Annotated in this window: 23 protein-coding genes and 5 tRNA genes; 10 read left to right on the top strand and 18 right to left on the bottom strand. The window is 55.7% G+C overall.

The window, feature by feature from the left end:
* The 5 genes from IM299_RS21990 to IM299_RS21970 all read right to left on the bottom strand — a co-directional run.
* Positions 1 to 504: GTP-binding protein (locus IM299_RS21990; protein ID WP_154827315.1), on the bottom strand; the 504-nt coding region annotated here is incomplete at its 3' end.
* Between the two features lie 118 nt (positions 505 to 622).
* Positions 623 to 698 (bottom strand) — tRNA-Thr (locus IM299_RS21985).
* A 6-nt stretch (positions 699 to 704) separates the two neighbouring features.
* Positions 705 to 779 (bottom strand) — tRNA-Gly (locus tag IM299_RS21980).
* Between the two features lie 117 nt (positions 780 to 896).
* A tRNA-Tyr gene (locus IM299_RS21975) sits at positions 897 to 981 on the bottom strand.
* Between the two features lie 8 nt (positions 982 to 989).
* Positions 990 to 1065 (bottom strand) — tRNA-Thr (locus tag IM299_RS21970).
* 317 nt (positions 1066 to 1382) lie between these two features.
* Between IM299_RS21970 and coaA the strand changes: the two genes are divergently transcribed.
* Complete coding sequence (gene coaA, locus IM299_RS21965; protein ID WP_045630289.1) at positions 1383 to 2333, top strand: type I pantothenate kinase; 951 nt, start codon at positions 1383 to 1385, stop codon at positions 2331 to 2333.
* Positions 2334 to 2377: 44 nt separating this feature from the next.
* Here the strand turns inward: coaA and dppF are convergent, their stop codons facing one another.
* The 9 genes from dppF to IM299_RS21920 all read right to left on the bottom strand — a co-directional run bounded on the left by dppF (position 2378) and on the right by IM299_RS21920 (position 12801).
* A complete protein-coding gene (gene dppF, locus IM299_RS21960; RefSeq protein WP_028015094.1) occupies positions 2378 to 3391 on the bottom strand; it encodes a dipeptide ABC transporter ATP-binding subunit DppF in 1014 nt (337 codons plus the stop codon).
* Positions 3388 to 4371 carry a dipeptide ABC transporter ATP-binding protein gene (dppD, locus tag IM299_RS21955; RefSeq protein ID WP_041911597.1) on the bottom strand — a complete coding sequence of 328 codons (984 nt, stop codon included), beginning with the start codon at positions 4369 to 4371 and terminating at the stop codon, positions 3388 to 3390. The genes dppF and dppD overlap by 4 nt, the downstream gene beginning before the upstream one ends.
* A gap of 10 nt (positions 4372 to 4381) precedes the next feature.
* Entirely contained in the window at positions 4382 to 5284 is a 903-nt protein-coding gene (gene dppC / locus IM299_RS21950) for a dipeptide ABC transporter permease DppC (protein ID WP_048958444.1), read from the bottom strand.
* Positions 5285 to 5293: 9 nt separating this feature from the next.
* Positions 5294 to 6313, bottom strand: a complete 1020-nt coding sequence (gene dppB, locus IM299_RS21945; protein ID WP_028015092.1) for a dipeptide ABC transporter permease DppB — start codon at positions 6311 to 6313, stop codon at positions 5294 to 5296.
* 177 nt (positions 6314 to 6490) lie between these two features.
* The gene (gene dppA / locus IM299_RS21940) at positions 6491 to 8098 is read right to left on the bottom strand and encodes a dipeptide ABC transporter periplasmic-binding protein DppA (protein WP_028015091.1); all 1608 of its coding nucleotides are present in this window, start codon (positions 8096 to 8098) and stop codon (positions 6491 to 6493) included.
* Between the two features lie 620 nt (positions 8099 to 8718).
* Positions 8719 to 8795 (bottom strand) — tRNA-Pro (locus IM299_RS21935).
* Positions 8796 to 8886: 91 nt separating this feature from the next.
* Positions 8887 to 10581 carry a kdo(2)-lipid A phosphoethanolamine 7''-transferase gene (eptB, locus tag IM299_RS21930; RefSeq protein WP_048958445.1) on the bottom strand — a complete coding sequence of 565 codons (1695 nt, stop codon included), beginning with the start codon at positions 10579 to 10581 and terminating at the stop codon, positions 8887 to 8889.
* Between the two features lie 238 nt (positions 10582 to 10819).
* Positions 10820 to 12022 (bottom strand): MFS transporter, encoded by a 1203-nt coding sequence (locus IM299_RS21925; RefSeq protein ID WP_193358107.1) that lies wholly within the window; start codon positions 12020 to 12022, stop codon positions 10820 to 10822.
* Between the two features lie 236 nt (positions 12023 to 12258).
* A complete protein-coding gene (locus IM299_RS21920) occupies positions 12259 to 12801 on the bottom strand; it encodes a lipase (protein WP_193358106.1) in 543 nt (180 codons plus the stop codon).
* Positions 12802 to 12961: 160 nt separating this feature from the next.
* Here IM299_RS21920 and tag point away from each other — a divergent pair, with 160 nt between their 5' ends.
* Both tag and IM299_RS21910 read left to right on the top strand, forming a co-directional pair.
* The gene (gene tag, locus IM299_RS21915) at positions 12962 to 13543 is read left to right on the top strand and encodes a DNA-3-methyladenine glycosylase I (RefSeq protein ID WP_028015087.1); all 582 of its coding nucleotides are present in this window, start codon (positions 12962 to 12964) and stop codon (positions 13541 to 13543) included.
* Positions 13521 to 13967, top strand: a complete 447-nt coding sequence (locus IM299_RS21910; protein ID WP_041911602.1) for an N-acetyltransferase — start codon at positions 13521 to 13523, stop codon at positions 13965 to 13967. The genes tag and IM299_RS21910 overlap by 23 nt, the downstream gene beginning before the upstream one ends.
* Here IM299_RS21910 and IM299_RS21905 read toward each other — a convergent pair.
* Complete coding sequence (locus IM299_RS21905) at positions 13930 to 16209, bottom strand: molybdopterin guanine dinucleotide-containing S/N-oxide reductase (RefSeq protein ID WP_255518224.1); 2280 nt, start codon at positions 16207 to 16209, stop codon at positions 13930 to 13932. The two genes, IM299_RS21910 and IM299_RS21905, sit on opposite strands and share 38 nt — an antisense overlap.
* A gap of 211 nt (positions 16210 to 16420) precedes the next feature.
* Between IM299_RS21905 and IM299_RS21900 the strand changes: the two genes are divergently transcribed.
* From IM299_RS21900 to ghrB, 6 genes are all read left to right on the top strand, one after another.
* On the top strand, positions 16421 to 17083 hold the full coding sequence (locus tag IM299_RS21900; RefSeq protein WP_041911604.1) for an OmpA family lipoprotein: 663 nt from the start codon (positions 16421 to 16423) through the stop codon (positions 17081 to 17083).
* A 179-nt stretch (positions 17084 to 17262) separates the two neighbouring features.
* On the top strand, positions 17263 to 18279 hold the full coding sequence (locus tag IM299_RS21895) for a LacI family DNA-binding transcriptional regulator (RefSeq protein ID WP_028015084.1): 1017 nt from the start codon (positions 17263 to 17265) through the stop codon (positions 18277 to 18279).
* Positions 18280 to 18382: 103 nt separating this feature from the next.
* Entirely contained in the window at positions 18383 to 19132 is a 750-nt protein-coding gene (locus IM299_RS21890) for a sugar phosphate isomerase/epimerase (protein WP_193358104.1), read from the top strand.
* Between the two features lie 3 nt (positions 19133 to 19135).
* A complete protein-coding gene (locus IM299_RS21885) occupies positions 19136 to 20074 on the top strand; it encodes a sugar kinase (RefSeq protein ID WP_193358103.1) in 939 nt (312 codons plus the stop codon).
* A 117-nt stretch (positions 20075 to 20191) separates the two neighbouring features.
* Positions 20192 to 21472 (top strand): MFS transporter, encoded by a 1281-nt coding sequence (locus IM299_RS21880; protein ID WP_193358102.1) that lies wholly within the window; start codon positions 20192 to 20194, stop codon positions 21470 to 21472.
* Positions 21473 to 21498: 26 nt separating this feature from the next.
* Positions 21499 to 22473, top strand: a complete 975-nt coding sequence (gene ghrB, locus IM299_RS21875; protein WP_041911608.1) for a glyoxylate/hydroxypyruvate reductase GhrB — start codon at positions 21499 to 21501, stop codon at positions 22471 to 22473.
* Between the two features lie 58 nt (positions 22474 to 22531).
* Here the strand turns inward: ghrB and cspA are convergent, their stop codons facing one another.
* Together cspA and IM299_RS21865 are read right to left on the bottom strand one after the other, a co-directional pair.
* Positions 22532 to 22744, bottom strand: coding sequence for an RNA chaperone/antiterminator CspA (gene cspA, locus IM299_RS21870; RefSeq protein ID WP_003860775.1), 213 nt, complete (start codon positions 22742 to 22744; stop codon positions 22532 to 22534).
* 246 nt (positions 22745 to 22990) lie between these two features.
* A complete protein-coding gene (locus IM299_RS21865; RefSeq protein ID WP_041911609.1) occupies positions 22991 to 23701 on the bottom strand; it encodes a DUF3053 domain-containing protein in 711 nt (236 codons plus the stop codon).
* Positions 23702 to 24032: 331 nt separating this feature from the next.
* Between IM299_RS21865 and IM299_RS21860 the strand changes: the two genes are divergently transcribed.
* Complete coding sequence (locus tag IM299_RS21860; protein WP_028015078.1) at positions 24033 to 24320, top strand: HTH-type transcriptional regulator; 288 nt, start codon at positions 24033 to 24035, stop codon at positions 24318 to 24320.
* A 38-nt stretch (positions 24321 to 24358) separates the two neighbouring features.
* On the opposite strand, the gene IM299_RS21855 is transcribed toward IM299_RS21860, so the two are convergent.
* Positions 24359 to 25978: an ABC-F family ATP-binding cassette domain-containing protein gene (locus tag IM299_RS21855; protein WP_193358101.1), complete on the bottom strand. Its 1620-nt coding sequence runs from the start codon at positions 25976 to 25978 to the stop codon at positions 24359 to 24361.
* Positions 25979 to 26288 lie beyond the last annotated feature (310 nt).

Below are 26288 nucleotides of genomic sequence, written 5' to 3'. Positions count from 1 at the left end.
AGTGTCGTCGCCCGGGAAATCGTACTGAGACAGCAGTTCACGAACTTCCATCTCTACCAGTTCCAGCAGCTCTTCGTCATCAACCATGTCGCATTTGTTCAGGAACACGATGATGAAAGGAACGCCTACCTGACGACCCAGCAGGATGTGCTCACGAGTCTGAGGCATTGGGCCGTCAGTCGCAGCAACAACCAGGATCGCGCCGTCCATCTGCGCAGCACCGGTGATCATGTTTTTAACATAGTCGGCGTGGCCTGGGCAGTCTACGTGTGCGTAGTGGCGAGTCGGGGTGTCGTACTCAACGTGAGAGGTGTTGATGGTGATACCACGAGCTTTTTCTTCTGGTGCGTTATCGATCTGGTCGAATGCACGAGCAGAACCACCGTAGGTTTTAGCCAGAACGGTAGTGATTGCAGCGGTCAGCGTTGTTTTACCATGGTCAACGTGGCCGATAGTACCGACGTTAACGTGCGGTTTTGTACGTTCAAACTTTTCTTTAGACATCGATTGTCCCTCTAAGACACGGATAAATCGGTGATATCACCACATCAACCAGGCGAAATGCCTGAATTGTTGAATACAGTAAAATTGAAACAGAGAGAAACGGGAAGGAGAAGTGAAGTGGTGCTGATACCCAGAGTCGAACTGGGGACCTCACCCTTACCAAGGGTGCGCTCTACCAACTGAGCCATATCAGCACGTATTGGAGCGGGCAGCGGGAATCGAACCCGCATCATCAGCTTGGAAGGCTGAGGTAATAGCCATTATACGATGCCCGCATCCTGAAACTCGGCTACCCAGTTCTTTCTGTAACAAAAAAAGAGATTTCTCTCTTTTTCAGTTTGAGCTGGCTAATTTTTCCAACCAGCTCCGGCGGCATTTACGCTGCCAGAAAGTGGTGGTGGGGGAAGGATTCGAACCTTCGAAGTCTGTGACGGCAGATTTACAGTCTGCTCCCTTTGGCCGCTCGGGAACCCCACCGGACTTGATGGTGCCGACTACCGGAATCGAACTGGTGACCTACTGATTACAAGTCAGTTGCTCTACCTACTGAGCTAAGTCGGCATCAAGTAGCGCGCATTCTATGGATACCTGCGCGGTCATGCAACTAAAAATTTGCATAAAACGTTCTTTCGCTCACATTTTATGCGAACGCAGCGCTAAGCGATGTAAAAGTAGTCATTCCGGGTCAAATAATCAACATACAGGCATGATTTACATCGCATACACCGTAGCGTGACGGCTTCCGCGTAACGCAGCGCTTTCCATCTTTTTTCTTATTATTCCCGCCATCTGGTGTTAACCTCCTGCCCATTGTCCAAAATTAACTGTGTGATGAGCCACGTCCCGGCAGCATAGCGCTGGCTCACTGAAGCATGCTTATGAGCAAAAAAGAGCAAACGTTAATGACGCCTTATCTTCACTTTAACCGCAGCCAGTGGGCTGCCCTGCGTGATTCCGTCCCTATGACGCTGACGGAAGGTGAAATCGCACGGTTAAAAGGGATAAACGAAGATCTGTCCCTGGAAGAGGTGGCAGAAATTTATCTCCCCCTCTCTCGCTTGCTTAACTTCTATATCAGCTCCAACCTGCGCCGTCAGGCGGTGCTGGAGCAGTTCCTCGGAACCAATGGTCAGCGCATTCCTTATATCATTAGTATTGCGGGCAGCGTGGCCGTGGGTAAAAGCACTACCGCACGCGTGCTGCAGGCGCTGCTGAGCCGCTGGCCGGAACACCGCAGCGTTGAGTTGATCACCACCGACGGCTTCCTGCATCCAAATGAAGTATTAAAAGAACGCGGGTTGATGAAGAAGAAGGGCTTCCCGCTCTCTTATGATATGCACCGTCTGGTGAAGTTTGTCTCCGATCTGAAATCCGGCGTGCCACACGTGACCGCGCCGGTCTATTCACACCTGATTTACGACCGCATCCCGGATGGGGATAAAACGGTAGTCCAGCCGGATATCCTGATCCTTGAAGGTTTGAACGTGCTGCAAAGCGGCATGGACTATCCTCATGACCCACATCATGTGTTCGTTTCGGATTTCGTCGATTTCTCTATCTATGTTGATGCGCCGGAAGATCTGCTACAGAACTGGTATATCAACCGCTTCCTGAAGTTCCGCGAAGGGGCATTCACCGACCCGGACTCCTATTTCCACCATTATGCTCAGCTTTCTGAAGAAGAAGCGATCAAGGTAGCAACGGGGCTGTGGAATGAGATCAACTACGTGAACCTCAAAGAGAACATCCTCCCGACGCGCGAGCGTGCGAGCCTGATCCTCACCAAGAGCGAGAAGCACGCCGTCGACCAGATTCGCCTGCGAAAATAGTCTGGCAGACATAAAAAAAACCGGCTTAGCGCCGGTTTTTTTCGTTATGCGTGCGGCTTCTCGCCATTTTCATCCTGATCGACCGCAAAGCAGGCTACCAGCTGACCGCCATAATCCTTCAGCTGCGGCTGAAGCTGGGTGCACGGGCCAAAGCGGCGGCTGCAGCGCGCGTTGAAGGCACACCCCGGCGGCGGATTCAGCGGACTTGGCAGTTCACCCGTCAGCTTAATGCGCTCGCGACGATCGTCCGGGTTCAGACGCGGCGTCGCAGACAGCAGCGCCTGGGTGTACGGATGACGAGGATTACTAAAGATCTGCTCTTTGGTCCCCTTTTCCACGCAGCGCCCCAGATACATCACCATCACTTCATCGGCAATATGCTCCACCACCGACAGGTCGTGAGAGATGAACACATAAGACAGCCCCAGATCCTGCTGGAGATCCATCATCAGGTTCAGCACCTGCGCGCGCACGGACACGTCGAGCGCCGAAACCGGCTCATCGGCAATCACCACATCCGGATCGAGCATCAGCCCGCGGGCGATGGCGATACGCTGACGCTGGCCGCCGGAGAACATATGCGGGTAGCGGTCATAATGCTCGGTTTTGAGGCCGACCTTCGCCATCATTGCCAGCGCTTTTTCACGGCGCTGCTCTTTGCTCAGATTGCTGTTAATCAGCAGGGGCTCTTCCAGGATCTGTCCCACTTTTTTACGCGGGTTCAAAGAACCGTACGGATTCTGGAACACAATCTGGATTTTCTGGCGGCGCAGCTTCTGCGCCTGCGGATCGTGCTTGAGCAGATCCTGGCCCTGATAATAGAGCTCACCGCCGGTCGGGACTTCAATCATCGTCAGCAGACGGCCCAGCGTCGATTTCCCGCAGCCTGACTCCCCCACCACCGCCAGCGTTTTACCGCGTTCAAGGGTAAATGACACGCCGTCCAGCGCTTTCACCAGGCGTTCAGGGGCAAAAATCCCCTTTTTCACCGGGTAGTGTTTTTTCAGGTCGATGGCCTGCAACAGCGGCTGCTGCGTGGTGGCCTGTTGCGTACTCATAGTGTTGGCCTCCCGGCATCATCGAGTGGGTAGTGGCATTTTGACTGTCGACCGTCGGCCAGCAGATTCAGCTCAGGCTCCTCAACGCGGCATTTGTCCGTGGCATACGGGCAGCGCGGGTTCAGCAGACAGCCCTGCGGACGGTCATATTTACCCGGAACCACGCCCGGCAGCGACGCCAGGCGCGCTTTGTCCTGAGCAAACTCCGGCAGCGCGCGCAGCAGTGCCTGCGTATACGGATGACGCGGCGCGCGGAAGATATCGTGCGAATTTCCGGTCTCAACCACCTGGCCCGCGTACATCACGATGATCTTGTGTGCCGCTTCGGCCACCAGCGCCAGATCGTGCGTAATCAGCACCAGCGCCATGTTCTCTTTCTGCTGCAACTCCAGCAGCAGCTCGATGATTTGCGCCTGGATGGTCACATCCAGCGCCGTTGTCGGTTCATCCGCAATCAGCAGCTTTGGTCGACAGGCAATCGCCATGGCGATCATCACGCGCTGGCTCATCCCACCGGAAAGCTGGTGCGGGTATACGTCCAGCCGCGATGCCGGGTCAGGAATACCCACCTGGTTCAGCAGGTCGATCGCGCGCTGGCGACGGGTTTTCTTGTTACCACCCTGGTGCACCTTAATCGCTTCCATAATCTGGAAGCCGACCGTGTAGCACGGGTTCAGGCTGGTCATCGGGTCCTGGAAGATCATCGCCACTTCGGCGCCCACCAGCTGGCGGCGCTGTTTCTCAGAAATGCGCTTCAGGTCCTGACCGTTGAACTGCAGGTTTTCCGCCATCACGCGGCCCGGGTAATCAATCAGCCCCATGATTGCCAGTGAACTCACCGACTTACCGGAACCGGACTCCCCGACGATACCAACCACTTCGCCCTGATTGACGCTGTAGCTGATGCGGTCCACGGCGCGAAACGGGGTGCCTTCGTCGCCGAAGTGCACCGATAATTTATCTACATTTAATAACGCCATCTCGTGCCTCTTACTGCTTCAGTTTGGGATCAAGCGCATCACGCAGGCCATCACCCATCAGGTTAAATGCCAGCACCGTCAGCAGGATTGCCAGACCCGGGAAGGTGACAACCCACCAGGCGCTTTGTGCGAACTGCAACACGTCGGAGAGCATAGTGCCCCACTCCGGTGTTGGCGGCTGCGCACCCATGCCCAGGAAGCCAAGAGCGGCCATATCAAGAATGGCGTTAGAGAAACCGAGCGACGCCTGAACGATCAGCGGCGCAAGGCAGTTAGGGAAGATATTAACGAACATCTGGCGCATCGCACCGGCACCCGCCACGCGAGAGGCGGTGACGTAGTCGCGGTTCACCTCCACCAGCACCGCCGCGCGTGTTAATCGCACATAGTGAGGAAGCGCCACGAAGGTCAGCGCCAGGGCGGCGTTACCGATCGACGGGCCGAAGATCGCCACCAGCACCAGAGCCAGCAGCAGGCTTGGCAGCGCCAGCATGATGTCGACGATACGCATAATGATGTTATCAACGATGCCGCCGAAGTAACCGGCAACCAGGCCGAGGATGATCCCCATAATCAGGGAGAGCACCACCACCAGACAGCCAACCAGCAGCGACAAACGCGCGCCGTACATCAGACGCGACAGCACATCGCGGCCCACATCATCGGTACCCAGCAGGTGCGCCAGACTACCGCCGTCCTGCCAGGCAGGAGGTGCCAGCAGCGCATCGCGGAACTGATCCGCCGGGTTATATGGCGCCAGAAAGTTCGCAAACACCGCAATCAGGATCATGATAGCGACATACACCAGCCCGACTACCGCGCCTTTATTGCGCTTGAAGTAGTGCCAGAACTCCTGCAGCGGCGTCATTGGAACCGGTGCAGCAACAGTTTTGTTTTCAGAAACCTGTGACATGATGGCCCCTTACTTCTTATGACGAATACGCGGGTTCACCACGCCGTACAGCAAATCGACCAGCAGGTTGACGAGGATAATCATCGTCGCGACCAGCAGCACCCCACCCTGCACCACCGGATAGTCACGGCGTTGCAGCGCATCAATCAGCCAGCGTCCGAGGCCCGGCCAGGAGAAGATGGTTTCCGTCAGGATCGCCCCCGCCAGCAGCGTACCCACCTGGAGGCCGATAACGGTCACCACCGGCAGCATGGCGTTACGCAGCGCGTGGACGATGATGACGCGCATGCGGGTTAAACCTTTGGCGCGCGCGGTACGGATGTAATCTTCACCCAGCACTTCCAGCATGGAGGAACGGGTCATACGCACGATCACCGCCAGAGGAATGGTGCCCAGCACCATGGCAGGCAGGATCATGTGCGCAACGGCATCAATGAAGTTGCCCTCCTCGCCCCAGATGGCCGTGTCGATCAGCATAAAGCCGGTTAACGGATTGGTATCATCAAGGAAGACCATATCGCTGACGCGTCCGGAGACCGGCGTCAGGTTCAATTGCACCGAGACCAGCATGATCAGCATCATGCCCCACCAGAAGATAGGCATGGAGTAACCGGTCAGCGCCAGACCCACGGCGGTATGGTCGAAAATAGAGCCACGCTTAACGGCAGCCAGTACCCCAACAGGAATACCCACCGCAGTGGCGAAAATCATGGCGCAGATGCCAAGCTCCAGCGTCGCTTTAAAACGCGGCACGAACTCGTCCCACACCGGAAGACGGCTTTTTAACGAAATCCCTAAGTCACCGTGCATCACGCCCCAGATATAGTGGAGGTACTGCTGCCACATCGGCTTATCGAGGCCGAGTTCAGCCAGCAGCTGCGCATGACGTTCAGGGGAAATACCACGCTCGCCCGCCATAATCATTACCGGGTCGCCGGGGATCATATGGACGAAGGCAAAAGTGAGAAGGGTGATACCGATAAACGTCGGGATAACAAGTCCCAGACGTCGGAGGATGAACTGCAACATAACCCGGATTCTCTCTGATGACGCACGGCCAGTGGCGTGACGTCTGTATTGCTCACAAATCTTATTCCCTCCCCTTTCAGAGAGGCAATAAAGCACTGCTGCCGGGTGGCGCTACGCTTACCCGGCCTACATACCGTAGGCCAGTGCAAGCGCAGCGCCGCCTGGCGTTGCTTTTAATTATTCAACCGATACGTTTTCGAAGTGGTGTTTGCCCAGTGGATCAACCACGTAGCCCTTCACTTCTTTACGCACTGGCTCATACACGGTGGAGTGAGCAACAATCAGCGCCGGAGCCTGATCGTGCATAACAACCTGAGCCTGCTTGTAGAGTTCAATACGTTTGTTGTGATCGTCGGTCGCACGCGCCGGCTGGATCAGGTCTTCAAACGGCTTGTAGCACCAGCGAGAGTAGTTAGAGCCGTCTTTCGCTGCCGCACAGCTGAACAGGGTGGCGAAGAAGTTGTCCGGATCCCCGTTGTCACCGGTCCAGCCCATCATTACCGCCTGGTGCTCACCCGCTTTGGCGCGCTTCAGATACTCGCCCCACTCGTAGGTCACAATCTTGGCCTGAACGCCAATTTTCGCCCAGTCAGCCTGAACCATTTCCGCCATACGGCGTGCGTTCGGGTTGTACGGACGCTGTACCGGCATCGCCCACAGCTCGACGGTAAAGCCTTTATCCTGGCCCGCTTCTTTCAGCAGCGCTTTCGCTTTCTCAGGATCGTAACTGTAGTCCTTAACGTCGTCGTTATAGCCCCACATGGTTGGTGGGATCAGGTTCTTGGCAGCAACGCCCGCGCCCTGGTAAACGGCCTTGATGATCGCTTCTTTGTTCACCGCGTAGGTCAGCGCCTGACGTACTTTCACGTCATCAAACGGTTTCTTCTCGGTGTTGAAGGAGAGATAGCCTACGTTCAGGCCCGCCTGCTCCATCAGGTTGATGTTCTTGTCCTGCTTCATGCGCGCGATATCTGCCGGGTTCGGGTACGGCATCACCTGGCATTCATTTTTCTGCAGTTTAGCGTAACGCACGGATGCGTCAGGCGTGATGGAGAAGACCAGACGGTCGATCTGCGGCTTGGTGCCCCAGTAGCCCGGGAACGCTTTATACAGAATACGGGAGTCTTTCTGGTACTGCAGCAGCTGGAACGGGCCGGTACCGATTGGGTTCAGGTCCACTTTTTCCGGCGTGCCGGCTTTCAGCATGTTGTCCGCATACTCTTTAGAGAGAATAGAGGCGAAGTCCATGGCCAGGTCAGCCAGGAATGGCGCTTCAGGACGGGTCAGCACGAACTGAACGGTTTTATCGTCTACTTTTTTCACTTCGGCGATCAGGTCAGGCAGACCCATCCCTTCGAAGTATTCGTAGCTGCCGCCAGACACTTTGTGGTACGGGTTCTGGGCGTTTTTCTGACGGTCGAAGGAGAACACAACGTCGTCGGCGTTAAAGTCGCGCGTTGGTTTGAATTCTTTGCTGTCCTGCCACTTCACGCCCTGGCGCAGGTGGAAGGTATAGGTTTTGCCGTCTTCGCTGATGTCCCACTTCTCGGCCAGACCCGGAATCACTTCCGTGGTGCCGGTTTTGAATTCAACCAGACGGTTATAGATCGGTACAGAGCTTGCGTCGTAAGTCGTACCAGAGGTAAAGAGCTGTGGGTTAAAGCCTTCCGGCGAGCCTTCAGAACAGTAAACCAGGGTTTTTGCCTGTACGCTTGCTGCCACGGTCATAGCCACCAGGCTCAGACCAAGCTTCAGCATCCCTGACTTCTTCAAGGAAATACTCATTATTCTGCTCCAATGTGATGTTTTGCTTTGTTGTGTTACGCCGCCAGACCTTTATTTATTTTTTACCCGGTCCGGTCGGAGGTGCCCGAAGGCGTTAAAGGGATGGAGAATCCTTTCAGAAGAGCGTTTGAGTTGCAGCGCAGATCGTCCCTGAAATGCCCCTCATGCCCTACAATCTGTCAACAGAATGTGAAAACGTCAATACAGGTGACGGGGATTTGCGCCGAGTGTGAGAAACCGCAAACAAAGATTAAAAAAACCCTGAACGCCAGTTTTCAGCAGGGAAATTTATGCTACTCGCCAACTTGCAGCACAAATATCTTCATATTTCGCAACAATCAGTGATTAACTTTTATTCAGAATGGGTAAATTTTCTTGCAGAATGGTGATTATCTGAGCACTAAATACCGCGAACGTTAAAACGCACAGCGAAAAATGCTGAGGTTATCCATAAGCAACGCGAAAAAAGATCAATCTATATATAAAAAAATACAATGGATTATGTCACAAAATCGTTAACAGGCAGGAAGAAGCGGGGATAAGGGGCATTTTACTGAATCAGGATGAGTAAGCTGTTAATGCAAAAAGGGCTAACCTTGCGGTTAGCCCTTTTCAGAATGTGGTCGGCGAGAGAGGATTCGAACCTCCGACCCACTGGTCCCAAACCAGTTGCGCTACCAAGCTGCGCTACTCGCCGAATGCGGAGCGCATCTTACTGCTGAGGTGCGCCCCCGTCAATCCCTTATTTTCAAAAAGCCATTCAACTGGCGATATTCTCGCCAGAGCAGCTACTGCGCGGCTTTTGCGGTGTTATCAGGGAGTTTACACCAGTTGTTGTTTTCGTTAATCCCACCATTCGGTGAGGTATAGCCGAGGCAACCCATAATGGTATCGTACAGCTCAACGTGACGACGCGGCACCTTCATTTCCGCCTCTTTCTTAAGCTGAGCAAACATCTTCGCTTTCTCCGGATTTTCAAGATACTTATCCGACATCCACATGAGCATCGGCACGCGGAACTGCTCCGGCGGTGCCAGCTTGCGCGGCGTACCGTGCAGGTGCTCTTTCTCATTAATGGACTCACCGTGGTCTGCGGCGTAGATAACAATCGCTTTTTTATCACGCAGCTGGTCAATCACGCGGCTCAGGAAGGTATCCACATACAGAATGGAGTTATCGTAGGCGTTGATCAGCTCCTGCTTGCTGCAGTCTTTATTAATGCCTACGCACTCAGGCTGCCATTTCGCGAAATCGCGCGTGTAACGCTGGTAATAACTGTAATGCGACCCTTTGGTATGCAGAATGACGAGATGTTTGCCCTGCGGGTGATTCTTCAGAGACTGGGACATCTCCTCAAGCAGCAGCATGTCGTCCACGTTTTTCCCGCGGTTGCGAGGCTCGGCACCAATCTGCTCACGATACGCGATGTTATCTGCCAGCGTGTTGGTGTAGAACCACATCTCACTTTGCATGGCGAACAGATCGGAGCTAAATCCAAGCTGCTTCAGCACGGCAAAGACGTTTTGCTCTTTGAGGGTACGCTGCGGGTTATCGCTCGCCCCGCCTTCACGCACAAACATACAGCGCAACGAGAGCTTCGTGGCGGTATCGCAGGAATAGCCGCGGTAAGCCACCAGATTCTTCTCCTGCGCCAGTTTCGGCGTGGTATCGCGGTCATAACCGAGGATACCCATATGATCCCAGCGCGTCGTTTCACCGATGACAAAGACTACGTAAGTATCATCCAGCCCGTCAGCCGGCGCCTGATAGGTGAACTTTTTGGTCGGGTTAATCAGCGATTTTACATCGCTGGATTCGTCCGCCTGCGCCCAGGCGTAAAGACCTAACGCGGACAGCCAGTTGGACGGCAGATACGAGTTAGCCACCACGCCGCCATAGCTCGGCATATCCACGCCCGTCGCTTTTTCGATCCGTTTTTGCTGTTTTTCCATCAGGCGAATCGGCGCCCACACCAGCAGGCCCGCCAGCAGAACGACGGCGACGTTGCGGATGCGCTGTCCCCGGGTACGCAGCTGGCGTAACAGGGTATAACGGCAGGTATTACTCCAGATAAAGAAGAGCGGGATCAGGCAGGTCAAAATCGTCCATATGATGAACCCTTGACCCACCACCTCTTTCGAGAGGTCGATGTCCGTGGTCATCACTGAGGCAACGATACCGTAGCCAATGACCACGTTCATGAATGTCATGTAATAGCTTGCGGCGGCAGAGATAATCACCACCAGCGAGGCCAGAATTTGCCATGTACGTCGGCCAAAAAGCGAGAGCAGGCGTAACAGGAAGAAGGTTGCCAGGATAGAGCCAAACACTTCAATGACGGCAAAAATTCCATTTCTTACGCTGAGGTGTTCGAAATAACCTTCCACACGTCTGAACAGTACCGCGCCATTCAGAAACAAACCGATATAGACAGCCAGCATCAGACACAATCTTTGCTGGGTAAGAGACCTAATATATTTCATGCAAACAACCCTGGGGGAAGGGGTATAAAGACCCGCCGAATCTCAGTGAGAAAGCTGACAGAGTAAGTAGATGCGAGCGAAACCGTTATCAGAAACGTCTACAAGCGCGATAAGTAGACCACAGCGGGAAAGAAAAGTGGCAGCAGAGAGTGTGATCGAGGAAATTTTTTACAAAATAACAAGTCCGGAAGTGATGTTGAGATAAAAAAAAGAGGCCCTGAGGCCCCTTTTCATCGAATCATGCATGCGCTTCTTTATACACTTCGCGCTGTGGCTGACGAATCGTTGTGGACAGCGCCAGCGAGATAATCAGCAAGGCAAATATCACGCAGAAGGTCACGTAGAAGCCACCGAACAGCGAGGCAATCAGCGACCCGCAGATACTGCCGATACCGAAGCCGAGATAAATGACGCCGTAGTTTTTCGCCAGATTGTTGAGGCCGAAGAACTCGCTTACCAGCGACGGGAAAACGGTAATGGTGCCGCCGAAGTTAAAGGCGACGCAGGCAATCGCCGCAAAGAAAGTCGCCTCGTTCAGCGGTGCAAACAGCAGCGCCGCCATGCCTACCAGAGAGATGACCTGCCCCAGCGTAATCACGCGGATGCGGGCGATTTTGTCAGACAGGATACCGAGCACCAGACGACCCGAGAGGTTAGCAATGGAGATGACCGTCACCGCATTCGCCGCCGTCGCGGCATCCAGTTTTACCATCCCCTGCGCGATATCTTTCGCCACACCGATGACATACAGACCGCTCATGCAGGCCGTCATGAACATCACCGCCAGCATCCAGTACTGCGGTTTACGCATGGACTGCGCGAGGGTGAAATCATTCTCCACCACGCCGTTAACGGTTTTCACTTCCTGCTGCGGGGCATCTTTCATCAGCGTGGCGCCAAACAGAATCATCACCAGGACAATAGCCCCCCAGATCATGAACGTTTTTTCGAGGCCAACGGACGCCAGCAGTTGAGAGTCGATAAATTTAAAGCCAAGGCTGCCCAGGCCATAGGAGCCGATAGCAAACGCGGAGATTAAGCCTTTACGCTCCGGGAACCACTTCACGCAGTTCGACAGCGTCAGGAGGTAACCTGCGCCGTCCGCCAGCCCCACCAGCACGCCGGCGCTCAGCCACAGCATCATCAGGTTGCTGGAATGCGCCGTCAGGAAAAAGCCCAGGCCCAGCAGAATGCCGGAGGCCATGGTCACGCGCTTCACGCCGAAGCGTTCCTGAAGTTTGCCCGCCACGGAAGAGGAAATCGCTAATCCAAGACTCAGCAAGCCGAAGGAGAATGCCACCTGGCTTATCGGCGCGCCGAGCTTATCAGACAAGGCGCTGTTAAACAGACTCCAGGTATAAACCGAACCCAGTGCGAACTGGGTAATGATGGTGCCGAATAGCGTCAGCCAACGCGTGCGGTTATAGGTTGAGGTGTTCATGGCAGTATCCTGCAAGAGAAATTAAGGAAATTCGCTGAGGACACGATAAACAAAACCCCAAAACGCCAGGGGTAAAACGGCATGAAATGCAGGAGAAACGGAATGAAATGCCTGGAAGCGGGAATGAACGACCTTGCCGGAGAAGAAAACGTTCAAAGGTGAGTGACCACTATCACCACAACCCTCGCCGTTATTGTATTAAATATGTTACCGCAGCGTTTAAAAAAGTAACAACCCTAAAATTTGGCGCTTAAGCCCAGGGTATACAAATATTCTTCTTCCGACAGCTGGTTGTAGCTGATCTTCGCCCAGGGGTGTAAATCGCCGTACTGGGTATCAACACGCCACCCCAGCGAGTTCACGCTGGCATGCCAGAGGGGTTCGGTAAGCGACTGCGCGGTGGTTGAATCACTAAACGTATTTACCGTTGAGGGTGGAGTGCCCTCTGTGCGCCACGCCATGACCGGCCCGGTTGTGATATGCCCCGCCACGGGAAAATTCCAGCCAACGCTCAGAACGGTTTCCGCATCCGAACCGGATGGGTCGTTCAGCGCAAAGCCCGCAGCATTCTGCGAATGGTTAATACGCTCCGCGAGAATATCTTCATAACGAGGTTGGTGATCGGCGTCCCATGTATAGCGTTCTGTCGTATTACTTTGTGCATCTGAAACGATATATTCCTGTTGCCACGCAAAAGCGGTGTTACATATAAGCAGGCAGGCTGAAACGCCCACCAGGCCAGAAGCAGCATGGCGACCACTGATTTTTTTTATCATCATCAAAGCGACTCCAGAAAGAGCCGAGTTCGGCGATATATGTCATTGTTCGAAGAGGTATTGGGGCATATAGCCCTGTATTAACTATTGTCTCTTTAGCAGACTCGTCAAGCCGGGCAGATTGAAATTTTTGCGTTTATCGTATCAGGAAGGGAGATGACCTATGCAACGTTGCGGTTGGGTAAGCCAGGATCAGCTTTATATCGATTATCACGACAAGGAATGGGGCGTACCGGAAACCGACGGTGAAAAACTGTTTGAAATGATTTGCCTTGAAGGCCAGCAGGCCGGTCTGTCGTGGATCACCGTTCTGAAAAAGCGTGAGAACTACCGCAATGCCTTCCACCGGTTCAATCCGGCTGCGGTAGCCGCCATGACCGACGACGACGTGGAAAGGCTGGTTCTGAATCCCGGTATCATCCGCCATCGCGGTAAAATTCAGGCCATTATCGGTAACGCGCGGGCTTATCTGGCGATGGAGCAAAACGGCGAACCCTTCTCAGCATTTGTCTGGTCGTTTGTGGATAACGAGCCGAAGGTGACGCGGGCCGCCACGCTTGCAGAGATCCCAACCTCAACCCCTGCCTCGGATGCCCTGTCGAAAGCGCTGAAAAAACGCGGCTTCAAGTTTGTGGGCACCACCATCTGTTACTCCTTTATGCAAGCCTGCGGGCTGGTCAATGACCATATTACGGGCTGCATCTGCCACCCGGAGGGCAACCATGATCCGCAAATGGCACAGTGAGAATACCGCTCAGCTCCTGAGACTGTGGCTTGAGAGCACCACCGAGGCGCATCCGTTTATCGACGCCGCCTACTGGAAAGCGAACGAAGCGCTGGTGCGGGATGAATACCTTCCCGCCGCCGAAACCTGGGTCTGGGAGGAGAACGGCACGCCGCGCGGTTTTATCAGCGTCATACAGTCGCAGTTTGTGGGGGCGCTGTTCGTTACGCCAGCGTATATCGGAAAAGGCATCGGGCGCGCGCTGCTGAACCATGTTCAACAGCGCTTCCCGCACTTAACCCTGGAGGTGTATCAGAAAAACGTCCGGGCGGTGAATTTCTACCATGCTCAGGGCTTTCGCATTGAAGACAGCGCCTGGCAGGATGACACCCAACACCCGACGTGGATCATGAGCTGGCAGGCGGATCAAACGCCGTTAAGGTAAGCTCGGGCCCTTCATATTTCTCGACCCAGGCCAGCGCCGTGTTCCCTGCGCAACCATTCCCCAGCTTCGAGCTGGGGAGATCTTTGGTCAGCACGTTAACCGCCCCGTTTTTACAGATCCCACCTTCGGTGGGCTCAAGGTCGGGCCAGGCTCCCTGATGAATACAGATCACGCCTGGCTTAATCCCGTCGCTGACCACCGCCCCTGCCAGCACCTGTCCACGCTGGTTCCAGACGCGCACCACGTCACCGTCCGCAATCCCACGCGCTTTGGCGTCTAAAGTATTCAGCGTAATTGGCTCCCGCCCGGAGACCGCATACTGCTCGCGCAGAGAGGTGTAGTTAAGCTGACTGTGCAGACGATGCGCCGGATGGGCAGACAGCACCTGCAGCTGCGCCGGCTGAGCGTTGCCGTGCCACTCGTCCGGCTCCAGCCACGAAGGGTGTGGCGGACAATCGGCATATCCAAAGCTGGCGATGCGCTCGCTGTAGATCACAATCTTGCCGCTCTCGGTTTTCAGCGGATGGTTTTCCGGGTCGCGACGGAAATCGGCGAAACGGACAAATCGGGCGTTCTGTTCGCTTTCCGGCATTTCGAGAATCTGGTTCGCCTCCCAGAATTCAGCAAATGGCGGAAGCGTCACGCCCTGCGCCGCACCGCGCTGTCCGGCGATCTGGTAGAAACTCTCCAGCCACTGCAGGTCATTTTTCCCTTCGGTAAAGCGTTCGCGACCGCCCGCTTCCCAGAGCTCGCTCAGTTCAGCAAACACGTCAAAATCATCACGCGCTTCATCACGCGGGGCCACCACGCGCTTCATCGGCACCATATGCTGGTTGCTGTAATCGCCGGTCATGGTGAGATCGTTACGCTCAAACGACGTGGTCGCCGGCAGCACGATATCGGCATGTTTGGCCGAGGCGGTCCAGAAGCACTCGGAAATCACCACCAGCTCCGGCTTTTGCCAGGCGCGGATCAGGCGATTGGTATCCTGATGGTGCGTGAAGTTTGCCCCGCCCGCCCACCAGACAAACTTAATGTCCGGGAAGTGGCGGTCCAGACCGTTATGCTGATAAAAACCGCCCGGGTTTTCCAGGGCTTCAACGATTCGTGCCACCGGGATTTTATCCACGGCATCCACGCCGCCCTGCACCGAGCCTTGCAGGGACGCCAGCACCGCCGCTTTACGCGTTGGGTTACCGCCGTTCGCAAAGTGATAAGAAAGACCAAAACCGCCGCCCGGCGTACCGATCTGTCCTAGCATCGCGGCAAGGGTCACCAGCATCCAGTGTTTCTGCTCGCCGAACTGCTGGCGCTGCATCCCCCAGCCGGACATTAACATCGTGGTATTTTTATGGAACAGTGCCGCCAGTTCGCGGATTTTAGCGGCTGGAACGCCACAAATTTCCGCGGCCCACTCTGCCGTTTTCACTACCCCATCAGATTGGCCCGTCAGGTAGTCGGCGAATTTGTCGAAGCCGGAGGTGCACCGGGCGAGGAAATCGCGGTCGTGCCAGCCGTTCTCCACCAGCGTATGGGCGATACCCAGCATCATCGCCACGTCGGTGCCCATATGCGGAGCAATCCACTCGGCGCTGTCGCCGAAGAAGTCCATGGTTTCAGAACGCATCGGATCAATGCAGATGATGCGTTTGCCGCTTTTGCGCAGCGCGTCGAAATACCCCATCCCCTGCTCGTCGCTGGCATTCCAGGCAATTTTCAGCGTGTTCAGCGGGTTGGCGCTCCACAGCACCACCACGTCGGTGTGCTGCAGCACCAGCGGCCAGCTGGTCTGCTGCTGGTACACTTCGTTTCCTCCCACGACGTACGGCATGATCGCCTGCGCCGCGCCGGTCGAATAGTCTCCCAGATGACCGGTATAGCCCCCGGCCAGGCTCATGTAGCGCTGCAGCAGGGTCGAGGCCTTGTGCAGCACGCCGTTCGAGCGCCAGCCATAGGAGCCGGCAAAAATGGACGATGGGCCATAGCTGTCGCGAATGCGCTTATGCTGCGTATGGATCAGCGCCAGCGCATCGTCCCAGCTCACGCGAACAAACTCATCCTGACCACGGATCCCCTGCGGCTTATCCGGCGAGGCCAGAAAACCTTTGCGCACCATCGGCCAGCGCACGCGCGTTTTGCTGTGCACCTGATCGCGTACGACGGTCTGTAACGAATTGGGATGTTGTGTTGGCAGTGCCCCACGGGACGACAGAACATTTTCGCCATCGGTTTCGACCAGCATCGGCCCCCAGTGGGCGGCGGTCAGAATGGTTTTTGTTGAGGTGCTCAAGCGTGCGCTCCTGGTTGCGTGCAGGTTTACGGCCTTCTCGTTGAGGCCGTTTATGGTTTGTCACAAATTTCAGAGTTATACCCGGAATTTTCTCCGTATCTGGACGTCATAATCAACTGCCACGCTCGCCGTGGCAAAGAATAAAAAGGATTAAGGAAAGAAGATGAAAAAACGCGTACTCGTTATTGCCGCTCTGGTGAGCGGTGCACTGGCTGTTTCTGGCTGCACAACCAACCCTTACACCGGTGAGCGCGAAGCGGGTAAATCCGGCATCGGCGCAGGTATCGGCTCGCTGGTCGGCGCAGGCGTTGGGGCGCTCTCCTCCTCCAAGAAAGACCGCGGCAAAGGTGCGCTGATTGGCGCAGCGGCAGGCGCGGCGCTGGGCGGCGGCGTCGGTTATTACATGGACGTGCAGGAAGCGAAACTGCGCGACAAAATGAAGGGAACCGGCGTGAGCGTCACCCGCAGCGGCGATAATATCATCCTGAACATGCCGAACAATGTGACCTTTGACAGCAGCAGCGCCACGCTGAAACCCGCGGGCGCGAACACCCTGACCGGCGTGGCGATGGTGCTGAAAGAGTACAACAAGACCGCCGTGAACGTGATTGGCTACACCGACAGCACCGGCAGCCAGGATCTGAACATGCGTCTGTCTCAGCAACGTGCCGATTCCGTGGCCAGCTCCCTGATAACCCAGGGCGTTGAAGCAAACCGCATCCGCACCAGCGGCATGGGCCCTGCCAACCCTATCGCCAGCAACAGCACGGCGGAAGGTAAAGCGCAAAACCGTCGCGTAGAGATTACGTTGAGTCCTGTGCAGTAGGTAAAAGCAAAACGGCAACCCCGTTGCCGTTTTTAGTGTCTGCGCCCTCTCCCGTGGGAGAGGGTTGGGGTGAGGGCATCAGACCGCAACCTCCGGTAAGCGCACCTCCACCCGGCAAAATGCTTGATTCGCCAGATTTTCCCGCTAAGGTATTCTCACTAAATTCAGGGAAATCAGCGATGAGCAAACCAGCCCGGGCCACCATCAGCGACGTGGCGAAAGCCGCCAAAACCGGTAAAACCAGCATTTCGCGCTACCTTAACGGCGAGAAACATCTGCTGTCCGACGCATTGCTGGCGCGTATTGAACAGGCCATTGCCGATCTCGACTATCGTCCCAGCCTGATGGCGCGCGGGCTCAAACGCGGTCGCACCCGTTTGATCGGCCTTATTATCGCCGATATCACCAACCCCTACTCCGTCAACGTCCTCAGCGGTATCGAGGCCGCCTGCCGCGAGAAGGGCTTCACGCCGCTGGTCTGTAATACCAACAACGAAGTCGACCAGGAGCTGCACTACCTCGATCTGCTGCGCAGCTACCAGGTGGAAGGGATTGTGGTTAACGCAGTAGGCATGCGTGAAGAGGGCCTGAACCGCCTGCAGCAGTCCTCCCTGCCAATGGTCCTCATCGACCGTAAAATCCCGGAATTCGCCTGCGATGTCGTCGGGCTGGATAACACCCAGGCAGCTACAACCGCAACCGAGCACCTGATTGAACAGGGCTTCGAAGCGATTCTTTTTCTGAGCGAACCGCTGGGCATGGTAAATACCCGACGCGACCGCCTGGCGGCATTTCGCGCCACGCTTGCGCGTTATCCCGGTGCGATCGCCGAAAATGCCGAAACACCGCTTCACGAAGCCGACCAGATCGACAACACCCTGCGCCAGTTCCATACCCGCCATCGCGGGATGCGCAAAGCCGTTATTTCCGCCAACGGGGCGCTGACGCTTCAGGTCGCCCGCTCGCTCAAGCGCATTGGCCTGCACTGGGGCAGCGATATCGGTCTGCTGGGCTTTGATGAGCTGGAGTGGGCGGAGCTCGCTGGCGTGGGTATTACGACCCTTAAACAACCCACCTGGCAGATTGGCTATGCCGCTGTAGAACAAGTGATTCGTCGTATTGAAGGCACCCGCGATGCCGTACGCGAGCAGGTCTTCTCCGGCGAGCTGATCGTTCGCGGCTCCACCGCCCGTTAATTCCCCCTTGTGATAGCGATCATAAATTCGACATCCTGATCTTTTCTTTGGAACCGGTTCCATCTAGCGTAATAGTATTCATATGTTGCGATGGAGTCCGAAGATGGGCAGGAAAATCATGGTGGTCACCGCCGCGTATGGCGCGGAACAGGTGCGACAGGCAGGCGGTCAGCGGGCGATGCTCCCCGTTATTGCAGGCGCAGGTGCAGACGGCGTGGAGATCCGCCGCGAACTGTTTAACAGCGAAGAGCTGCTGGCGCTGCCTGCCCTGAGCGAATCCATCGAGCTAATGGGTCTGCTGGCGTGCTACTCCGCACCCGCCGCCCTGTTTATGGCCGACGGCACCCTTAACCCGGACCTGCCCCGCTATCTCTCTGAGGCCAACACCCTTAACGCCCTGTGGCTGAAGGTTTCCCTGGGCCATTTCAGCGACACACAGCCTCTCGACGCCCTGCGCGCCCTGCTGAATGCCAGCGGTATGGCGCTTGTTGTGGAGAACGATCAGACCGACTGCGGGCAGCTCGCGCCCATGCGGCGCTTCCAGGCCGCCTGTCGGGAAATGGCGTTGCCCGTCACGCTGACCTTCGACATGGGCAACTGGCTGTGGGTCGGCGACTCCCCCGAAGAGGCCGCACATCACCTGGCCCCTGCGGTGAGCTATATCCACGTTAAAGCCGCCGTTCCGCATAAAGATAACTTCCGCGCCGTGGCGCCGGACCGCGCAGACGCGCGCTGGCTGGATCTGCTCGGCCAGCTGCCTGCAGATGCTCCGCGCGGTATTGAGTTCCCGCTGGAAGGGGCGGATTTAACCGCCGTTACCCGTCATTACGTCAACCTGCTGCGCGAGGAGTAAATCATGCACAAAACGCTGGATGCCATCACGATCGGCGAGGCTATGGCGATGTTTGTCGCGACCGAAACGGGCGAACTGAGCGCGGTAGAGCACTTTATCAAACGCGTAGCGGGCGCAGAGCTGAACGTCGCGACCGGCCTGGCGCGTCTCGGTCTGAACGTCGGCTGGGTCAGCCGCGTGGGGGATGACAGCTTTGGCCATTTCGTTCTCGACTCGCTGAAAAAAGAGAATATTGATGCCGCAGGCGTCACCCTGGACGGACGCTTTCCTACCGGCTTTCAGCTTAAATCTAAAGTCGAGAATGGAACCGATCCCATCGTGGAGTATTTCCGCAAAGGTTCGGCGGCAAGCCATCTCTCAAAGGAAGATTACCACGCTGGCTATTTTGCCTCCGCGCGCCATCTGCACCTGAGCGGCGTGGCGGCGGCGCTCTCTGACAGTTCCTATGAACTGCTGGACCATGCGGCAACGACCATGAAGTCGCTGGGCAAAACGATCTCTTTCGATCCGAATTTGCGCCCGGTGCTGTGGAAAAGCGAAGCGGAAATGGTCGAGAAGCTGAACCGCCTTGCGTTCCAGGCGGACTGGGTTCTGCCGGGCCTGAAAGAGGGGATGATTCTGACGGGTGAAAATACGCCGGAAGGCATTGCTAATTTCTATCTGAATCAAGGGGTAAAAGCGGTGGTGCTGAAGACCGGTGCCGATGGTGCATGGTTCAAAACGGCCGACGGCGAACAGGGCGCGGTCGCGGCGGTGAAGGTCGAGAACGTTGTCGATACCGTCGGCGCGGGCGATGGCTTTGCCGTAGGCGTCATTAGCGCCCTGCTGGAAGGCAAACCGCTGCAGCAGGCCGTCGCGCGGGGCAATAAGATTGGCTCGCTGGCGATTCAGGTGCAGGGCGACAGCGAAGGATTGCCAACGCGAGCAGAGCTCGGCGTTTAAATTCCCTCTCCCTGTGGGAGAGGGCCAGGGTGAGGGCAGCATGCCACACCAAATAATTAAGCCACCGTGTACCCTACAGACAACGGCGGTAACAACCTCAACAACAGAGGCAAGCCTATGAACAGTTCGACCAATGCAGTAAAACGCTGGTGGTACATCATGCCAATCGTGTTTATCACGTACAGCCTGGCGTACCTCGATCGTGCCAACTTCAGTTTCGCATCCGCAGCGGGGATCACCGAAGACCTCGGCATCACCAAAGGTATTTCATCCCTGCTGGGTGCCCTTTTCTTCCTGGGCTACTTCTTCTTCCAGATCCCCGGCGCGATTTACGCGGAACGCCGCAGCGTGCGTAAGCTGATCTTCATCTGTCTGATCCTGTGGGGCGCCTGCGCGTCACTGACCGGCGTGGTGGACAATATTCCTGCTCTGGCGGCCATTCGCTTTATTCTCGGCGTCGTTGAGGCAGCGGTCATGCCGGCGATGCTGATTTACATAAGCAACTGGTTTACCAAATCTGAACGTTCACGCGCGAACACCTTCCTGATCCTCGGTAACCCGGTCACCGTACTGTGGATGTCGGTAGTCTCCGGCTACCTGATTCAGTCCTTCGGCTGGCGCGAGATGTTTATCATCGAAGGGGTACCCGCAATTATCTGGGCATTCTGCTGGTGGGTGCTGGTAAAAGATAAGCCTGCCCAGGCGAAGTGGCTTTCCGAAGATGAAAAAGCCGCGCTGCAGGCGCAGCTGGATAAAGAGCAGCAGGAGCTGAAGGCGGTACGCAACTACGGCGAAGCGTTCCGCTCCCGCAACGTTATCCTGCTCTGCGCGCAGTACTTTACCTGGAGTATCGGCGTGTACGGCTTTGTGCTGTGGCTGCCGTCGATTATCCGCAGCGGCGGCGAGAACCTTGGCATGGTGGAAGTGGGCTGGCTCTCTTCCGTACCGTATCTCGCGGCGACCATCGCGATGATCGTTGTCTCCTGGGCGTCGGACAAGCTGCAAAACCGCAAGCTGTTCGTCTGGCCGCTGCTGCTGATTGCCGCTTTCGCCTTCATCGGCTCGTGGGCCGTGGGCGCGAATCACTTCTGGGCCTCTTATACCCTGCTGGTGATTGCCGGTGCCGCCATGTACGCCCCGTACGGTCCGTTTTTTGCCATCATCCCGGAAATGCTGCCGCGTAACGTCGCGGGCGGTGCAATGGCATTGATTAACAGTATGGGCGCGCTGGGGTCGTTCTGCGGATCCTGGTTCGTCGGCTATCTGAACGGTGTGACCGGCAGCCCATCCGCGTCGTACATCTTTATGGGGGTAGCGCTTTTCGCCTCCGTGTGGCTTACTTTGATTGTTAAGCCTGCTAATAATCAACAGCACCTCATCGGCGCACGCCACGCCTGAATCCTTAAAAATCAACGGAGATTAGCATGAAGCCGTCCGTCATTTTGTATAAAGCTCTGCCGGAAGATCTGCAGAAACGCCTGGAAGAACACTTCACCGTTACGCAGGTGAAGAACCTGAGCCCGGAGACCGTGGCGCAGCACGCCGATGCGTTCGCCAGCGCCGAAGGCCTGCTGGGTTCAAGCGAAAAAGTGGATGTCGCCCTGCTGGAGAAAATGCCGAAGCTTCGTGCTACCTCAACCGTTTCCGTGGGTTATGACAATTTCGACGTGGATGCCCTGAACGCCCGTAAAATCCTGCTGATGCACACGCCGCATGCCCTGACGGAAACCGTGGCAGATACGCTGATGGCGCTGGTGCTCAGCACGGCCCGTCGCGTGGTGGAAGTGGCCGAGCGTGTGAAAGCCGGCGAATGGACGAAAAGCATTGGGCCGGACTGGTTCGGCGTGGATGTGCATGGCAAAACGCTGGGCATCGTGGGTATGGGGCGTATCGGGCTGGCGCTGGCGCAGCGCGCGCATTTCGGCTTCAACATGCCGATTCTGTATAACGCGCGCCGTCATCACAGCGAAGCAGAAGAACGCTTCAACGCGCGTTACTGCGAGCTGGATACGCTGCTGCAGGAAGCCGATTTTGTTTGCCTGATCCTGCCACTGACGGATGAAACGCGCCATCTGATTGGCAAATCAGCGTTTGAAAAAATGAAGAAGTCCGCCATCTTCATCAACGCGGGTCGCGGTCCGGTGGTGGATGAGCAGGCGCTGATTGAAGCGCTGCAAAGCGGCGAGATCCACGCCGCGGGTCTGGACGTGTTTGAGCAGGAGCCGCTTCCGGTGGACTCCCCACTGCTGAGCATGCCAAACGTCGTCGCCCTGCCACATATCGGCTCTGCTACCCACGAGACGCGCTACAATATGGCGGCGACGGCAGTAGATAACCTGATAGCCGCGCTTGCTGGAAAAGTAGACAGGAACTGCGTTAACCCGCAGATCCAACAGTAGAAACGAAAAAACCCGCCAGAAGGCGGGTTTTTGAATTTTGTGCTACTGGGTTGGAAGCTTACAGGCTTACAACGTTACCAGCTGCTGGGCCTTTAGCGCCGCTTTCGATGGTGAAGGAAACTTTCTGACCTTCGTCCAGAGATTTGTAGCCATCGTTCTGGATAGCAGAGAAGTGTACGAACACGTCTTTAGAGCCATCGTCAGGAGTGATGAAGCCGAAACCTTTATCAGCGTTGAACCATTTAACCAGACCAGTCATTTTAGCAGACATAGAAATTACCTTATTAACAAATATATTGTGCCTTCCGGCTTGATGGATTGCGTTACAGATTTTTAAGCGATGAAGGAAGGGTCACTACGAAGGGTATCTATGGATAACAATCTGGACTGCTTTACTAAACTGCTTTAGGTCTGTGTAACAAACCGACGCGAACAGTTATACCGATGTGGTAGAGGAATGACAAGCGTTATTTTCTGAATGCCGAAAAAAACCCCGCCTGAGGCGGGGTTTTTCGGTTTATTCTGTGGCAGCGACTGCTGCGCTCCACGCCTGGCTAAAGGCCTGGTGCTGGGCGGCCAGCGGCCCAATCAGCGTATTGTACTGACTTGCCTGCTGCGAGGTTGGGAACTGAATGCCGTTGGCAACAAAGCTCACCTGTGTCCCCTGCTGCGAGATGAAATCCCCGACCTGAACCAGCTGCTGAGTGAAGACCTGCGCGGCCGGAATCAGCGGTTGTATCGCTTCAGACGGTTTCGTCACTACTTTCTCATACACTTTATCGAAGACCGGTTTGAGATCCTCGCCCTGCTTCAGCGCAGAACGTGACGCGTCAGCCTGCATTTTCGCATTTTGCAGCTGCTGGCTCAGCACGCCGAGCGCACCGTTGGACTGTCGCAGCGGCTCGCGCTGAGTCATATAATCCTGGGGAACACGAATGGCGTTCACGCTATCCACTACCGGGCGGATACCGGAGTCCATCGCCTGGCTCACCTGCTGTGAATATCCATAAAGAATGGCGTAATCGGACACAAATGGGCCAAACTGTTTTTTCTGATCCGCAGTCAGCGTCGGCAAACGCTCGCCGCTGCGCATCACTGTATTCTGCAGAAAATCGATAAACGCTTTGCGCTGATCGCCTTCTTTATCAAAACACCCACTCAGGCTAACAACCATCAACAACGCCGCAATAGGCGCAAACCAGCGAGAGCAGGACTTTCCTGTCGCCATTTTATTACTCCTTTCACCCAAAAAAGCGCACACCGGCACACGCGTGCCCGACGCTGACAAGGATAGTCCAGGTCAGCCTTGCAAGATACTCTTTTCATGTAAAACGACTATTGCCGATTTATTTCTTACTATTTACAAAAAAATACCTGGCGAAGCCGACATATGGTTAATCAGGGAATTAGCATAATTATCCAGATAGCTGAATCGCGTAAAGCGATCGTTACCGCACGATTAATCACAGCCGTGACGATCCTTGGTTTGTATTAGGGACTATTCTTAATTGGCTCTCTGATGTTCTTGATCACGATGTGAGATTTAAGAGGAGTTCTCAATGGAATATAAAGATCCTGAGTTTGAGCTGCTGAGCAGTCTGGAACAGATCGTTTTTAAAGATGTACCGCAGGCCATTACCCTGCAACAAAAATCCAATCCCTTTACAGAATATGAGCAATTGCGCAAAGGGACAGGACTGAAAACTGAAGAATTCGCCAGAGCGATGGGTGTCAGCGTGGCTATGGTGCTGGAGTGGGAGTCAAAACGAGAGAAACCCACCCCAACCGAGTTAAAGCTGATGCGCCTGATTCAGGCCAACCCTGCACTCAGCAAACAGATAGCGTAGTGAAGATTGAATGCCCCCGCCGTTGCGGGGGCTTGTGTTTAAAGGCTCTCGAAACGCCAGCCCGTCTCTTCCCACACCATCTCGTGCGTCAGCGTTAACCCTTTTAAAAACGCATCATCGTGTGACACCACCAGCAGCGCGCCGGGGAAACCAGCCAGCGCCGCTTCAATAGCCTGCACTGAAGCCAGATCCAGATGGTTGGTCGGTTCATCCAGCAACAGGAGCTGCGTGGCCTCCCCGCGCCAAAGCACGCAGGCCAGCGCAGCCTTCAGACGCTCACCGCCGCTCAGTTCCGCCAGCGGGAGCGAGACTTTGTCGGCCCCCAGCTGAAGCTGGGCTAAACGGGTGCGTAACATACCCTCTTCCAGGGGCGTATTGCCCAGGTTGAGGTGCGTCATGACCGACTGCGACAGATCGAGCCGGGAAAGATGCTGATCGAGATAAGCACAGCTGACCGACACCTTGCAGGTTCCTGAGCGTGGACTAATGTCGCCGAGGATGGCTTTCAACAGCGTCGATTTCCCGCAGCCGTTCGGACCTTTTAGCGCCACGCGCATTGGCCCGTCCATCCGCCAGCTAAGCGGAGGAACAGGCACATGCGGCAGCACCAGATCTTCCAGCACCAGCACCTGTTTACCTTCCGGGATCTGACTCCCCGGCAGGGTAAACATCACCGGGTTATCTTCTTCAACCCGCTCACGCGCCTTGTTTACCGCGGCATTCAGGGCTTCATTTTGCTCGCTGTGCTGTTTTTTCCAGGTGCCGATACGTTCCTTTGCCGCGCCTTTGTATTTGACGCGTTCAAACGACGCGATATTCAGGGTATCGACGGTGCGTAATGTTTTTGCCGAGCGCCGCTGGCTGTCGTCATGCTCTTTTTGCATACGTGCGCGGGTGCGTTTGCGCTCCGTGGCCGCATGTTCCAGCACCGCGCGGGCCGCCTGCTGTTCGGCATCGCGCTGGGTTTGATAATCCGCATAATTCCCGCCGTAGCTGCGCAGGCCGCCGCTGCTCAGCTCAAGAATACGCGGCACCTGCGCCAGCAGCTCACGGTCATGGGAGGCGACGAGCACGCCGCCCTGATAACGGGCAAGCTGGTCGTAGAACCACGCCCGTCCTTGTCGATCCAGATGGTTAGTCGGTTCGTCCAGCAGCAGGAAATCCGCTTCAGCCGTAAATGCCCCGCACAGCAGCGCGCGAATACGCTCGCCGCCGCTGAGCTCACCGGCTGGCTTATCTGGATCAAACGGCGGAAGTTTCGCCCGGGCAAACGCCTCGCCAAGACGTTCAGCTAAATCCCAGAATCCATCAAGCATTTCCAGATCGTCAGGCTGGTAATCGCCGCTGTCGATACGCGCTCGCGCCGCGAAGATGGCCTCGTACCCGAGCAGCTCAGCCAGCGTCGTGTGCGGCAAAATGTCCTGCTGCTGAGCCACATAGACATGTGTTCCGGTACGTTCAATATGCCCGCTTGCAGGCTCATCAAGCCCCGCCAGCAGACGCAGCAGACGCGTTTTCCCGCTGCCGTTACGGCCAACCAGAGCGCACAGAGACGGCTCCAGAGAAAAACTCAGCGGACCAAAAAGGGTATCGCCCGTCGCAAACTGACAGGTGACCTGATGCAAAATAAAAGAAGGGGACTGCGCAAAATGAGCCATAAGCACTCCTGAATGAAATCAAAACATCCCCTGCCCACGCGGTGGCGTTTAGCAAGGATCGAAATTCATCAGTCGTGTTTGTTCATTTTTGGGGGGCGCTCCAGAGCGAGAAATTTAACGGAGATAAGGATAGCGGTAATGGGTTGACCATTTCAAGGTTAAATTTTGGACGATTTGTACTCCCTCTCCCTTTGGGCTGAGGGATCCCCACCAAATATTGCTTGCACAGACGGCCCCCTCTCCCTTGAGGGTGTACGGTCCGGGGACATAGTGAACACTTGTTCGGGGACATGGTAGACACTTACAACTG

The organism is Enterobacter cloacae complex sp. P47BA, from assembly GCF_014930485.1.
Lineage (GTDB): Bacteria > Pseudomonadota > Gammaproteobacteria > Enterobacterales > Enterobacteriaceae > Enterobacter > Enterobacter bugandensis.
Note: the sequence above shows the minus strand (reverse complement) of the source record. Positions and strands in the feature narration are given on the sequence as shown.